General features: G+C 61.9%; 13 protein-coding genes. 6 read left to right on the plus strand and 7 right to left on the minus strand.

The window, feature by feature from the left end:
* Window positions 1-2: 2 nt before the first annotated feature.
* From chrA to H147_RS0109390, 5 genes are all read left to right on the plus strand, one after another.
* Window positions 3-1,253, plus strand: coding sequence for a chromate efflux transporter (chrA, locus tag H147_RS0109370; protein ID WP_019955104.1), 1,251 nt, complete (start codon window positions 3-5; stop codon window positions 1,251-1,253).
* Window positions 1,254-1,314: 61 nt separating this feature from the next.
* Window positions 1,315-1,785, plus strand: coding sequence for an SspB family protein (locus tag H147_RS0109375; RefSeq protein ID WP_019955105.1), 471 nt, complete (start codon window positions 1,315-1,317; stop codon window positions 1,783-1,785).
* A 66-nt stretch (window positions 1,786-1,851) separates the two neighbouring features.
* Window positions 1,852-3,243, plus strand: a complete 1,392-nt coding sequence (gene fumC / locus H147_RS0109380; RefSeq protein ID WP_019955106.1) for a class II fumarate hydratase — start codon at window positions 1,852-1,854, stop codon at window positions 3,241-3,243.
* Complete coding sequence (locus H147_RS20520) at window positions 3,240-3,416, plus strand: DUF4169 family protein (RefSeq protein WP_019955107.1); 177 nt, start codon at window positions 3,240-3,242, stop codon at window positions 3,414-3,416. Before fumC ends, H147_RS20520 begins: the two co-directional genes overlap by 4 nt.
* Window positions 3,417-3,650, plus strand: a complete 234-nt coding sequence (locus H147_RS0109390; RefSeq protein ID WP_019955108.1) for a ribbon-helix-helix domain-containing protein — start codon at window positions 3,417-3,419, stop codon at window positions 3,648-3,650. It abuts the gene before it with no gap.
* On the opposite strand, the gene H147_RS0109395 is transcribed toward H147_RS0109390, so the two are convergent.
* The 4 genes from H147_RS0109395 to H147_RS0109410 form a co-directional block, all read right to left on the minus strand.
* Window positions 3,635-3,880, minus strand: a complete 246-nt coding sequence (locus H147_RS0109395; RefSeq protein ID WP_019955109.1) for a hypothetical protein — start codon at window positions 3,878-3,880, stop codon at window positions 3,635-3,637. The genes H147_RS0109390 and H147_RS0109395 overlap by 16 nt on opposite strands.
* 225 nt (window positions 3,881-4,105) lie before the next feature.
* Window positions 4,106-5,488 (minus strand): cytochrome P450, encoded by a 1,383-nt coding sequence (locus H147_RS0109400; RefSeq protein WP_019955110.1) that lies wholly within the window; start codon window positions 5,486-5,488, stop codon window positions 4,106-4,108.
* Window positions 5,485-6,762 (minus strand): hypothetical protein, encoded by a 1,278-nt coding sequence (locus H147_RS0109405; protein ID WP_019955111.1) that lies wholly within the window; start codon window positions 6,760-6,762, stop codon window positions 5,485-5,487. The genes H147_RS0109400 and H147_RS0109405 overlap by 4 nt, the downstream gene beginning before the upstream one ends.
* A gap of 29 nt (window positions 6,763-6,791) precedes the next feature.
* Window positions 6,792-7,547, minus strand: coding sequence for a cytochrome c biogenesis CcdA family protein (locus tag H147_RS0109410; RefSeq protein WP_019955112.1), 756 nt, complete (start codon window positions 7,545-7,547; stop codon window positions 6,792-6,794).
* Window positions 7,548-7,640: 93 nt separating this feature from the next.
* Between H147_RS0109410 and H147_RS0109415 the strand changes: the two genes are divergently transcribed.
* A complete protein-coding gene (locus H147_RS0109415) occupies window positions 7,641-7,868 on the plus strand; it encodes a sulfurtransferase TusA family protein (protein ID WP_019955113.1) in 228 nt (75 codons plus the stop codon).
* 150 nt (window positions 7,869-8,018) lie between these two features.
* Here H147_RS0109415 and H147_RS0109420 read toward each other — a convergent pair whose 3' ends face one another.
* The 3 genes from H147_RS0109420 to H147_RS0109430 form a co-directional block, all read right to left on the minus strand.
* Window positions 8,019-10,589: an Rne/Rng family ribonuclease gene (locus H147_RS0109420; RefSeq protein ID WP_043699705.1), complete on the minus strand. Its 2,571-nt coding sequence runs from the start codon at window positions 10,587-10,589 to the stop codon at window positions 8,019-8,021.
* 402 nt (window positions 10,590-10,991) lie between these two features.
* The gene (locus H147_RS0109425) at window positions 10,992-11,804 is read right to left on the minus strand and encodes a hypothetical protein (protein ID WP_019955115.1); all 813 of its coding nucleotides are present in this window, start codon (window positions 11,802-11,804) and stop codon (window positions 10,992-10,994) included.
* Window positions 11,804-13,138, minus strand: a complete 1,335-nt coding sequence (locus H147_RS0109430) for a sigma-54-dependent transcriptional regulator (protein WP_019955116.1) — start codon at window positions 13,136-13,138, stop codon at window positions 11,804-11,806. Before H147_RS0109430 ends, H147_RS0109425 begins: the two co-directional genes overlap by 1 nt.
* Window positions 13,139-13,147: the final 9 nt, after the last annotated feature.

Here is a 13,147-nt window from a genome sequence, read left to right on the forward strand (position 1 = left end):
CCTTGAAGGAATTGTTCGCGGTCTTTGGCCGGATCGGGTTGTTGTCATTCGGCGGACCTGCCGCACAGATCGCGTTGATGCATCAGGAACTGGTGGACAAACGCGGTTGGCTGACCGAGGCGCAATTCCTGCGCGCGCTGTCGTTCTGCATGTTGCTGCCGGGGCCAGAGGCGATGCAGCTCGCCACCTATGCCGGCTGGAAACGCGGTGGCGTTGTCGGCGGGCTGATCGGAGGCGGGCTCTTTGTGTTGCCGGGCGCTGTGGTCATTGCCGCACTTGCGTTGCTTTACGGGGCCTATGGCGCTTTGCCTGTCGTGCAGGCGCTGTTCGTGGGCGTTAAGGCGACCGTGATCGTCATCGTGATCGCCGCGCTGATCAAGATCGCGGGCCGCGCGCTCGTATCCCGCGCGCATGTGCTGATCGCGGTCGCGGCCTTTGTCGCGCTGTTCTTTTTCGCCGTGCCGTTTCCGGTTGTCGTGCTGGTCGCAGGCATCGCGGGCGCGTTGATGCAGCATGACCGGACCACAACCGCCGCAGCACCGGGTGGCGGATTGCGACAGGCGGCCAAGGTGCTGCTGATCGGGGGTATACTCTGGGCAGCACCCGTCGTTGTCGTGGCCCTGTCAGGCAGCGCGTTTCTGCTGGACATCGCCGCTTTCTTTTCGCTGATGGCGGTGGTCACATTCGGCGGTGCCTATGCTGTCTTGGCCTATATGACGCAAGAGGTGGTGTTTTCCTACGGCTGGTTGACGACACCGCAGATGATGGATGCGCTGGGGCTGGCCGAAACCACGCCCGGCCCGCTGATCCTTGTCACGCAATTCGTAGCCATGGTGGCGGGACTGGCCCAAGGTGGCACGGCGCTGGCAATCGCGGCGGGGGCGCTGACGCTTTGGGTCACGTTCGTGCCCTGCTTTATCTGGATTTTCGCGGGCGCACCGCTGATCGACTGGCTTGACGGACGCCCGCGTCTGCGTGCCGCCCTTGCGGGGATCACGGCGGCGGTGGTGGGTGTCATCGCGAACCTGTCGCTATGGTTCGCGCTGCATGTCGTTTTTGCCACGATCAACCGGATGGAGACGAACGTGATCAGCGTTATCGTCCCTGATCTTGCAACAGTGCAACCCTTGGCAATCGCGCTGACCTTGCTGGCAGGCTTTCTTTTACTGCGGTTGAAATGGTCACTTTTGCTGGTTCTGCCGCTGACAGCACTTGTTTCGCTTGGCGCGACCTTTGCCTTGGGGATGGTTTGACTGCATCTTTTCTTGCCGGAAAATTCCCGTATGCTGCAACCAGACCGACAGGAGTAGCGCCGTGCCCGATACCATCGATTATGGAAACCTGATGCACCGCGCGATGCGTGGCCTGATCCAGGAAGTTCTGGCACGGGTCGCCAAGACCGGCCTGCCCGGCAGCCACCATTTCTTTGTCACCTTCGACACGATGCACCCCGATGTGGAAATCGCCGACTGGCTGTCCGACCGATATCCCGGTGAAATGACCGTCGTGATCCAGCATTGGTTCGCAAATCTGGATGTGACGGACGAAGGCTTTACCATCACGCTGAATTTCGGCGACAATCCGGAAACGCTGTACATTCCGTATGATGCGATCAAGACCTTCGTCGATCCGTCTGTCGAATTCGGGCTGCGGTTCGAGACGCAGGACGATCACACCGCCGATGTCGCCGAGGCACCGATGCATGAAATGGCGGAACCCGACGATGGCAAGCCCGCCGCGCGCAAGGAAGCAGAGGTCGTCAGCCTCGACAAGTTCCGCAAATAGCATGGCTTGCGCAGGGCGCAGCCCCTGCTAAAACCCTTTGGACCATTGATACCGAAGGATCACCCCATGACCGCAACCCGCATTGAAACCGACAGCTTTGGCCCGTTGGACGTTCCCGCCGACCGCTATTGGGGCGCGCAGACGCAACGCTCGATCCTGAATTTTCCCATCGGCTGGGAAAAGCAGCCCATAGCCATCGTACGCGGCCTTGGCGTGATCAAACAGGCCTGTGCCATCGCCAACAAGGACCGCGGCAAGCTGAATGCGCGGCTGGCCGATGCGATCATCGCGGCGTCGGCCGAGGTTGTCGCAGGCAAGCTGGATGATCATTTCCCGCTGGTCGTCTGGCAGACAGGGTCGGGCACCCAGTCAAACATGAACGCCAACGAGGTGATCAGCAACCGCGCGATAGAAATGCTGGGCGGCGTGATCGGGTCCAAGGACCCCATCCATCCCAATGACCATGTGAACATGGGCCAGTCGTCAAACGATACGTTCCCCACGGCGATGCATATCGCCATCGCGACCACGGCCCATGACGTGCTGCTGCCCGGTCTTGCGAAACTGCATGCGGCACTGGAGCAAAAGCAGCGCGAATTCGACGATATCATCAAGATCGGCCGCACCCATACGATGGATGCGACGCCACTGACGCTGGGGCAGGAATTTTCGGGCTATACCCATCAGGTCGCCATGGGCATCCGCAGGATCAAGGGTGCCCTGCCCGCGATCTATGAACTCGCCCAAGGCGGCACCGCCGTCGGCACGGGCCTCAACAGCCCTGTCGGCTGGGGCGAAACGGTTGCCGCGCATATGGCCGAAATCACCGGCCTGCCCTTTGTCACCGCCCCCAACAAGTTCGAGGCACTGGCGGCCCATGACGCGCTGGTGGAAATGTCCGGTGCGCTGAAAACCGTGGCCGCCAGCCTCTACAAGATCGCCTGCGATATCCGCATGCTGGGGTCCGGCCCGCGTTGTGGGCTTGGCGAATTGATGCTTCCCGAAAACGAACCCGGATCGTCGATCATGCCCGGCAAGGTCAACCCCACGCAGGTCGAGGCGATCACGCAGGTCTGCGCCCATGTCATGGGCAATGATGCCGCTGTCGGCTTTGCTGGAAGCCAAGGCCATTTCGAGTTGAACGTCATGAAGCCGATGATGGCCTATAACGTGCTGCAGTCGATGCAGTTGATCGGGGATGCCTGCGGTGCCTTTACCGACAATTGCGTCGTGGGTATTCAGGCCGACCGCACACGGATCGAAAAACTGATGCGGGAATCGCTGATGCTGGTCACGGCACTGGCCCCCACCATCGGTTATGACAACGCGACCACCGTCGCCAAAACCGCCCACAAGAACGGCACGACCCTGAAGGAAGAGGCGATCAACCTTGGCTTCGTTGACGAGGCGACTTTCGACCGCGTCGTGCGCCCCGAAGACATGATCGGGCCCAAGTGAAACCGGTCAACCTGAACCAGACGCGCAAGCAACGCGACCGCGCGGCGGCCAAGGCCAAGGCAGATGAAAACGCCATCCGTTTTGGCCGCACCAAGGCTGAACGCGTGCTAAATGCCGCCCGCGCGGCACAGGCCAACGATCGCCTGTCGCAACTGAAATTCGAGGATGACTAAGTGGACCACCGCCGCCCCGCGAAACGGTCACTGACCCTGCGGGGGCATCGCACCAGCGTCACGCTGGAAGACATCTTCTGGAAGGCATTTTGCGATATCGCGCGAGGTGATGCTAAGACCATCAACGGATTGGCGGCGGAAATCGACGCTGCACGGGGGGATATCGGGTTGGCGTCAGCGATCAGGATCTACGTTCTGGAACGCAGCCTGCGCCGCGATCAGTCCTTGGAATAAAGCGCGCCGCGCAGGTTGGACAAACGCGCGACATCCTGTTTTTCGGTCTCGTTGAGCTTGGCGGGTTTGACAACATTCGCAGGTGCGGCACCGGGCTTGTTCTTGAACAGCTTGGCCACCTCGTGACGGCCGAGCGGCTTTTGCGCCAGTGTCGGCGTGTCAGCCTCTTTCTTGCGGCCAAGCAAACGGGCCAAACCGCCTTTGGAAGATCCTGGCAGTGAAATTGTCATGTCATCCTCCTTTTTTCTTAGGCGCTTGTCGTTGTCTTAACTTCTTTGTGGCATAAACATGGCCAGAATTCAATCACATCTGCGGCACCGAAAAACGATACTCAGATGTTAAGGTATTGATTTCATTAACAAGCCGGATCACTCGCGCGCCTGTGATTGGTCGAATTGCGGCAAATCGCTGCTCATTCGTTTCCACAAACGCTCTAAAACTGTGCAATCCGTTGATCACTCACGAATTTTCGAAACGATGGGTGGCGATCTGGGTGTGATTCGCAGCATGATTCCATCACGTGCCCGCACCGTCAGATGCGCGGCGGGCACCGGCAACTGCGTATCGACAGGCTCGAAACGAAACCGCCCCACCAATTGCAAAAGCAGGACGACACCTTCGATCATCGCAAAGCCCGCGCCGCTGCAGATGCGTGGCCCCGCCGAGAACGGCAGATACCCATCGCGCTGTGCAGCCTTTGTCGCGGGGTCCTGCCAGCGCGCGGGGTCGAACGCGTCGGGATGATCCCATATCCGTGTGTGCCGGTGCAGATGCCATGGCGACAGGACAATCTGCGCACCCGCAGGCACGGCGCGCGACCGGAACACCGTGGCTTTGCTTGCCTGCCGCACCATCATCGGCACCGGCGGATAAAGCCGCAGCGTTTCGCGGAACACGTCGCGGGTGATGGTCAGCCGCGAAAGATCACTGAACTGACCGTCAAACGCTGCGGCCTCTGCCGCGACCTTGTCCTGCCAGTCGGGATGAGTGGCCAGCAGATACAGCGCCCAGGCCAGCGCCGACGCGCTGGTTTCATGCCCCGCCAGAAAAAAGATCGCGACCTGATCGACCATCTCGGATTTGGAAAAGGTCTTGCCGGTCGCAGGGTCGGGTGTCGTCATGATCTTGGTGGCCAGATCATCGGGCGCTGTGCCCGCAGCAATCTGGTCCAGCCGTGCTTGCGTCAGACCCGCGATCAGGCGGCGGATGGCGCGTGCCTCGGCGCGCACGCCGCGGCGGAAAAACCGTGGCATCCAGCGCCGTCCGGGCAGAAAGGCCGCAAGGTTCAGGATCGGCTGCGCCTGCTGATAGGTCTGGAAGCGCCGGTAAACCTCGCCCGCTGTCGCGTCCTCGATCGGGAGCGAGAACAGCGTGCGAAAGATCACATCGGCGGCGATATGGCTGGCCGCGGCGTCAATGGCGCGGGGGGTATCATCGGCCATCGCCGCGATCCGGTCGCAGCCCGCCTGCCCCGCCGCCACGATGCCGGGGAAGGTATCGCGCAGACGGCCGCCCTCGAACGCTGGGTCGATGATGCGGCGCTGCGCCTTCCATTCAACGCCGTTGGTCAGAAACACGCTGTTGCCCAGCAAAGGGCGCAGGCCCGCGCCGATCCGGTCGGATTTGGGATAGGCGTCGGGATTGTCGCGCAGCACCTCGCGCAGCAAGGCGGGATCGTTGATCAGAAAGGACCGGAAAAACGGCGTGCGGAATTCGGCCATCCATGCGCGGTACAGCCGTGCCGGTTGCGCCGACAGAATATCCTTCCGGAACAACCGCATATACCGCCAGAGCGACACCTTGTCAGGGCGCGCTGCGGGCTTGGGCGGCAAGGTCATGGCAGCGCGAGAGAGGTGTATTTCGACGCCGGCACGTCGATGCGGGATTTCGACGGTGCGCGGTCGCGGTAGCGGTCGGCCAGCGTCAGCGGGCCTGCTGTGATCTGGAAATAATCATAGTCCTTTGGCCTGTCGAACGCGCAAAGATACTGGAAATGCAGCCGGAAAAACCGCCAACGCAGCGCTTTCCAGCGTGCGGGCGACAGGCTTTGCGTGAAAGCAGCCGAAATCACCAGCGGCCAGCGTTTGCCGGGTGGCGTGACACCCGTGACCGCGACCGGATCACACAGCGCGAAACAGCAGCCATCGCCGGGGGCGGTCACATCGACCCATGTCAGCGCATCCTGTGTCGCAAGATAGGCAAGATCGGCGCGCAAGTGTTTGGCGCGCGGCAGGAACGACACCATCGGCACGACATGGCCCAGCGTCAGCAAAGCCAGCTTTGGCCCATCGACCGGCAGCCGTTTGTCACGGATCAGGTCAGCCACCACACTGATCGCCAGATGCGCGCCGGAAGAATGCCCAACGACCAGCACCTCGTCCACGGGGTCTTGCAAGGCGCGCGCGATCTGATCGGTAAAGGTCGCCAGCCGCGTGTCCAGCGCAGGCGGTGTCGCCCCCAGATGCTGCGCGCTGAAGGCGTAATCATGCATGAGGTAATGCGCGAACAGCCGCTTGTCCTGTGCCTTGAACCAGCGCAACGCAAAGACCATGACGCTGCCCAGTATCCCCAGTTTGACCAGCAGCGCGAGCCAACCGACAGCCGCCGCAATGATCCCGCCGTCAAGACCAGTGGCAACAACCGCGGCGTTCAGCCCCGTCTGCACCACCCCACCCAGCCACCAGCCAAGCAAGACGGCCAAGAGCAATTGCCCCAGCAACATGCCGACAGGATAGAATGCCGCGATGATTGGCCCTTTGCGCAGCCACATCAACCGCCGCAAGGTCCCCGTGCTGATATAGATAGATGCGGTCTGTACCAGTTGCCAATAGGTCGCGGCAATCGACTGTGCCATACTGGCGCGGACGATATCCGACCATACCAGCACGTCGATCCGCGCCTGTGCCGCCTGACCGTCGATCCGGCTTTGGACGGACCAGTGAAAGCTGTCCTCGGGGGCACCACCTTGGACGACGATCTCATAGCCGCTGATCTTTGCCTGTGCCGCGCTTTCACTGCGGTAAAGCTCGCGGTAGCGGCGCGGATGGATCGGATCATAGCCCGGAATATGGAACACCCGGCGTAGGCTGACGGGTTTCATGTCGCTGCTCATCGCCCTGCCCCGGTTATCACGGCGTCAGTCTAGCCCACTGTAGCGAGGAATGGAAAGCGCTCGAGCAGCCAAAAGCTGAAGGCAGCGAACTGGCCGGTGATCATCATCAGCCCCACAGTCCACAAAAGCAGGCCCGATGTCGCCTCGATCTGGCGCATGTGGCGTTTCATCAATCCCATGACACCTTTGAGACGCGGAAAGAACGCTGCGACCAGCAGAAACGGAATGCCCAGACCCACTGCATAAGCCCCAAGCAGGACGGTGCCGCGCCCGACATCTGCCTCGGATGCGGCAAGGCTGAGGATCGCGCCCAACACCGGCCCAAGGCAGGGTGTCCAGCCAAAGGCAAAAGCCAGGCCCAAGAGATAAGCGCCGAAGGCGGACCCGCCCTTGTCGCCCGCGTCAAGCCGCATCTCGCGGTCGAGAAACCCGATGCGGAACACGCCCACGAAATGCGCACCCAACACCATGATGACAAGTCCGGCACCGATGACGAAATATTCCTGCACCCCGATCAGCATCCGCCCCATCGTGGAAAACGCGATGCCCAGCAGCAGGAAAACAGTGGACAGCCCCAGCACAAAAAAGAGCGCGGCGATGAAAACGCGCCTGCGCGCGGTTGCGGCCTTTTCCATCTCGCTGACTGACACACCGCCCATGTAGGCGAGGTAAGGTGGGACGACCGGCAGCACGCAGGGGCTGAGGAACGACAACACCCCCGCCGCCAAGGCGACGATCATGGCCGGCAACAGGCCCGCGTCGAAGATCAATCCGGTTTCCAACATCGGGTTGTTCGTAGCCCAGCAGCGCGGCTCCGTCACGTGCCATCGCGTCACATCTTGGTGGACAAAGTGAAACACGCTGCCCAAAGTGCGGCCATGACACATGACGCCGATCTCGATGCCCGTGGGCTGCTTTGCCCGCTGCCCGTGCTGAAGGCCCGCAAGCGCCTGAGCGCGCTGGCGTCAGGGCAGGTGTTGCGGGTGCTGGCCGATGATCCTGCAGCCATCGTCGATGTACCGCATTTCTGCGCCGAAGCGGGGCATGAGATGCTGGAGTGTCAGGATGCCGACGGAGCGCAGGTTTATCTGATCCGCAAGGGGTGAAGGCGGCAGGGGCGCTGCCCCTCCCCCGGATTTCATTCCTAGAACGTCTCCGAGACAAGCTGCGTTTTTTTGAACATTAGAGAATGAGGCGCAAAAGGAAACGCCGCCCCTGTCACAGGGCGGCGCTTCGAGCGTTGCAGCGTCTACGCGTCACTTTCCGAGCGACCACCAGCCTTTGCGACGCGGCTTTTCGGCTGCGGGCGCGGGTTCCGGCTCTGGCTGCGGTGCGGGGGTTGGCTCCGGTGCAGGCTCAGGGTCTGCTGCCGGTTCCTGCGCAGCTTCAGCCGGGGCCTCGGCCACTGGGTCTGCCGCCTCGGCGGGCGCGGCCTCTGCCGCTTTCGGCTTGGCGCGGCTGCGGCGCTTCGGCTTGACGGGCGCTTCCTCGGCTTCGGCTTCGGTGGCCGCCGCTGGCTCTGCGGCGGTATCCTCTGCAACAGCGGGCTTCTTGCGGCTGCGGGTCCGCTTCTTGGGCGCGGGATCCTCTGTCGGTTCCGCCTCAGCCACGGTCTCCTCGGTCGCAGTTGCGGCATCGGTTACATTTTCGGTTGCGGCATCAGCCGGTTTGCGTGTCCGGGTCCGCCGCCGCTTGGGCTTGTCCGCGGCCTCGACCTCTTGCGCCGCAGGCTCGTCGGATTCGGCGTCATCGCCGTTTTCCGAGGCCTCAGCGCCATCGGCCTGTTGCGCCTCGCCGTTTCCACCCCGCCGCCGCCGACGCCGCCGCCGTTTGCGCTTGGGCCGGTCTTCGCCGTCAGCTTCAGGTACTACCGCTTTCGGGGCAGGCGTGGCCTCTGCTTCGTCCTCATCCGGGGTCTCGACGATCAGGTCGTCCTCGTCTTCCTCCATCAGCATGGCATTCGCGATGATCGGCGTCGCCTCCGGCACGATCCGGGTCGCGGTCTTGAACTTTTCCACGACAAAATCGGGCGAGACCAGAGTAGGGTCACACTCGATCCGCACCGACATGCCGTACCGCATTTCGATCTCGGCGATGTTCTCGCGCTTGCCGTTCATCAGGAAGTTGGCGATCGCGATAGGGGCGCGGACCAGCACCTCCTTCGAGCGAGCGCGCACGCCTTCTTCTTCGAGCTGGCGCAGGATCGACAGCGCGACGTTGTCATCCGACCTCAGAAGGCCCGTACCATGACAATGCGGGCACATCTGGGTCGTGGCTTCCAGCATGCCGGGGCGCAGGCGCTGGCGCGACATTTCCATCAGGCCGAAACCCGAAATCCGTCCCACCTGAATGCGCGCACGGTCGGTCTTCAGCTTGTCCTTGAAGCGTTTTTCGACGGCGGCGTTGTTCTTGCGTTCGTCCATGTCGATGAAGTCGATCACGATCAGGCCCGCAAGGTCGCGCAGGCGCAGCTGGCGCGCCACTTCGTCGGCGGCCTCCAGGTTGGTTTTCAGCGCGGTCTGTTCGATCGAGCCTTCCTTGGTCGCGCGACCGGAGTTCACGTCGATGGCAACGAGCGCCTCGGTGATCCCGATCACGATATAGCCGCCCGATGGCAGTTGGACCGTGGGGTTGAACATGCCCGCAAGATAGCTTTCGACCTGATAGCGCGCGTAGATCGGCATCGGTTCGGCGTAGAATTTCACGTTCTTGGCATGGGATGGCATGATCATCCGCATGAAGTCCTTGGCCGACCGATAGCCCGCCTCGCCCGCGACGATGACTTCGTCGATGTCCTTGGAATAGAGGTCGCGGATCGAGCGTTTGATCAGGTCGCCTTCTTCGTAAATTTTCGCGGGCGAGATGGATTTCAGCGTCAGTTCGCGGATCTGTTCCCACATCCGCTGCAGATATTCGTAGTCGCGCTTGATTTCGGCCTTGGTCCGCTGCGACCCCGCCGTGCGGATGATGAGGCCCGCGCCGTCGGGCACGGTCATTTCGCTGGCGATTTCCTTGAGCTTCTTGCGGTCCACGGCATTCGTGATCTTGCGGCTGATCCCGCCGCCACGTGCTGTGTTCGGCATCAGCACGCAATAACGGCCTGCCAGCGACAGATAGGTCGTCAGCGCCGCACCCTTGTTGCCGCGTTCTTCCTTGACCACCTGGATCAGCAGGATCTGGCGGACCTTGATGACTTCCTGGATCTTGTAGCGGCGTGGGCGCGGTTTGCGCACGGGGCGCATATCGTCGATGTCGTCGGCGTCTGCGACGCTTTCGATGGCATCGTCGGTCATGGCATCGTCGATATCTTCATCGGCGGCGGGGGTTTCGACCGGAGTCTCGCCCACCAATTCCATGGGCGAGCTACCTTCAAGGTCGTCGTCCAGATCGATCGTTTCGAGACCGGCCGGATCATCGCCCGAGGTCACGACCGCATCGCCGCTGTCCACAGAGGCGGCGCGCGGCTTGCTGTTGCGGGTGCGGCGGCGCGTCGGTTTCGGGCTGTCCTCGTCGTCTTCCTCGGCTTTGAGGCTTTCGGCATAGGCGCGTTCTTCTGCCATCAGCGCCTCGCGGTCGGCGACGGGGATCTGGTAGTAATCGGGGTGGATTTCCGCAAAGGCAAGAAAGCCATGCCGGTTACCGCCGTAGTCGACGAAAGCGGCCTGCAGCGATGGTTCGACCCGTGTTACCTTGGCAAGATAGATGTTGCCAGCCAGCTGGCGTTTGAATTGGCTTTCAAAATCAAATTCTTCGACCTTGTTGCCGTCCACCACCACGACGCGGGTTTCTTCCGCATGGGTGGCATCGATAAGCATTTTCTTTGGCATTTTGTCCATTCGCACATGGCGCGACCGGCCCCCCCGGGGGTGCGGCCGTCCGCGTGATGTGTCTGATTAGGGCGTGCGTCGCGCGGGCAGATGCCGGGCCCCTCGGGGCCGCTATGGTCTTGCCTGTATGTTGCGCGCGTTGCATCGCGGTTCTTCTCCGACCCCGGAAAGATCCGAGGCCCGTTCAAGGCCCGGTCGGCGCTGGAGGGCGCGCGGCCAAGGGCGTTTTTCTGACCCCATGGGATCAAATCAGCCGCCACAAAGACGGTCAGAAACCAGCTTCGGGCAGAGAATCTCGATCGGACAACACCGTGCAACCAACGCACGAGCATCCGTCCTTCATACATAGGGGAACCTGCGGGCCGATTACAACGATATTTTGCGCGCAAGCCCTCACGCGCCCTAACGCGCCATGTCTGCCTGTTGATCGGCCAAGGCTTGAGGGTCGCAGGCCCGCGCGGCCTGACAGATCGCGCGGGCCAGTTCCGCCAGCACGTCATCGGTCACGCGCACGGGATAATGGACGGAGTTGTTGGGGTTATAGGGAAAAGACGGCACATCGGTGTCATAGCGGTGCGCCTGCCACAGGCGTGCGTCATCCAGTGCAACGGCCTGACCCTGCGCCGCAAACAGGATGAACCGGGTGACCTGCCCGCTGATGTCGGTCTCGCCCGGTTCACCCGGATCGTCCCATTCCCGCACGGACAGCAGCACAAGATCGGGGGCCATCACGGTTGCATCGAAATCCGCAAGCCAGTTGCCATCGGCGTCCATGTCGACGCGGTAGGTGTAGTCCGGATCTGCCTGCCAGAACGGTGCGACGATAGTGCCGTTGTCGTCGCGCCATGCGAAATCGGCCCATCCCAGTTCATGGATAGCGCCCGATGCCGTCAAGGCGCGGACAAAGGGGATGGTGGCGATGCCGAAGGGGTCATCTTCCACCACCACCAGACTAAAACTGTCGGAGGCGGGCAAAGGACCGGTCCTGTCGTTGCGGAACACGGCGGCGGCCTCGGCCAGTGCGGCCTGTCGCGCCTGCCACCAAGGGACAGTCGCGACAAGGATCAAGGCGATGGCCCCGCCCACACCGATAAGCCAGCGCCGCCGCAGCAGAAGCCAGCAAATGACAAGTCCCCCCGCAAGATAGAGCACCAGGATGCCATAGGTCAGGGCACCCAGCAGCAAAGCCAAGCCAAGGCTGGTGCTTTCGCCCATCAGGACAAGTAGTCGGACCGTTGCAGGCTGTATTTCGCCATCTTTTCGTTCAAGGTGCGGCGCGGCAGGCACAATTCGTCCATCACCGCGACGATCGACCCGCGATGGCGGCGCATGGTGTTGTCGATCAGCATCCGCTCGAACGCCTCGACGAATTCCTTGAGCGGTTTGCCCTCGGTGGTCATCGCCGGTTTGGAATCGTCGCTTTCGGTCATCAACAGCGAAGCGATCGACCCGCTGCCGCGTCGGTTTTGCAGCACGGCGCGTTCTGCCACATTGATCAGCTGGCGCACATTGCCGGGCCAAGGCGCCTGCAGCAATTGCGCCGCTTCCTGGGCACTGACCTGCGGGGCATCGCAGCCGTATTCGTCGGCGAATTGTTCACTCAGACGGGTGAACAGCGTCAGGATATCCTCGCCGCGCTGGCGCAGCGGCGGGACCGTGATCCGCAGGGCCGCAAGGCGGTAGAACAGGTCGGGGCGCAGCACGCTTTCGCAGGTCTTGTCCTGTTCCTGCAAATTGCAGATCGCGACGATACGGGTTTCCGCAGGTGTGCCCTGATCGTTGATCGCAGTCAGCAGGCGCGCCTGCAAGGCATGGCTCAGCGCTTCGATGTCTTCCAGCACCAGCGTGCCGCCGCGTGCTTCTTCAATCGCGGGAATCGGTTCGTCATCATGCGACGGCCCGAAGATGATCCGCGCCAGCGTGTCCTCGTCATAGGCACTGCAACTCAGCAAGACGAATTTGCGGTTGGCCCGTGCGCCGACGGCGTGCAGCGCATGCGCAACCAGTGTCTTGCCGGTGCCGGTTTCACCTTCGATCAGAACATGGCCGTCCGCCTGCCCCAGATCGAGGATATCTTCTTTCAGGCGTTCCATGCTGGGTGACTGGCCGATCAATTTCTTCATCAGCGACGACCCGTCCGACAATTCCCGGCGCAGCGCACGGTTATCCAGCGTCAGGCGGCGCGCATTCGTCGCCTTTTTGGCCAATTCTGTCATCCGGTCGGGGTTGAACGGCTTTTCCAGAAAATCGAACGCACCGATCCGCATCGCCTCGACAGCCATAGGCACGTCGCCGTGGCCCGTGATCATGATCACGGGCAAGGTGCTGTCGACGCCCTTGAGCTTTTTCAGAAACTGCATCCCGTCCATGCCGGGCATCTTGATGTCGCTGACCACGATGCCGGGATAATCGCTGCCCAGCCCTTTCAACGCATCCTCGGCGCTGGCAAAGGTTTCGGTGTCGAAGCCCGACAGGGCCAGCCACTGGCTGATTGACTGGCGCATGTCCTTTTCGTCATCGACGATTGCGATCTTCATGACTTTGCTCATCTTGTCTTC

This window comes from Yoonia vestfoldensis DSM 16212, assembly GCF_000382265.1.
In the GTDB taxonomy this organism is placed as follows: Bacteria; Pseudomonadota; Alphaproteobacteria; order Rhodobacterales; family Rhodobacteraceae; genus Yoonia; species Yoonia vestfoldensis.

Coding starts and splice junctions, on each gene's coding strand:
- fumC (WP_019955106.1), top strand. CDS start 1,852: ATGACCGCAACCCGCATTGAAACCGACAGCTTTGGCCCGTTGGACGTT.
- H147_RS0109425 (WP_019955115.1), bottom strand. CDS start 11,804: ATGGGCGAAAGCACCAGCCTTGGCTTGGCTTTGCTGCTGGGTGCCCTG.
- H147_RS0109430 (WP_019955116.1), bottom strand. CDS start 13,138: ATGAGCAAAGTCATGAAGATCGCAATCGTCGATGACGAAAAGGACATG.
- H147_RS0109395 (WP_019955109.1), bottom strand. CDS start 3,880: ATGACAATTTCACTGCCAGGATCTTCCAAAGGCGGTTTGGCCCGTTTG.
- H147_RS0109415 (WP_019955113.1), top strand. CDS start 7,641: ATGACACATGACGCCGATCTCGATGCCCGTGGGCTGCTTTGCCCGCTG.
- H147_RS0109410 (WP_019955112.1), bottom strand. CDS start 7,547: ATGTTGGAAACCGGATTGATCTTCGACGCGGGCCTGTTGCCGGCCATG.
- H147_RS0109405 (WP_019955111.1), bottom strand. CDS start 6,762: ATGAGCAGCGACATGAAACCCGTCAGCCTACGCCGGGTGTTCCATATT.
- H147_RS0109420 (WP_043699705.1), bottom strand. CDS start 10,589: ATGCCAAAGAAAATGCTTATCGATGCCACCCATGCGGAAGAAACCCGC.
- H147_RS0109400 (WP_019955110.1), bottom strand. CDS start 5,488: ATGACCTTGCCGCCCAAGCCCGCAGCGCGCCCTGACAAGGTGTCGCTC.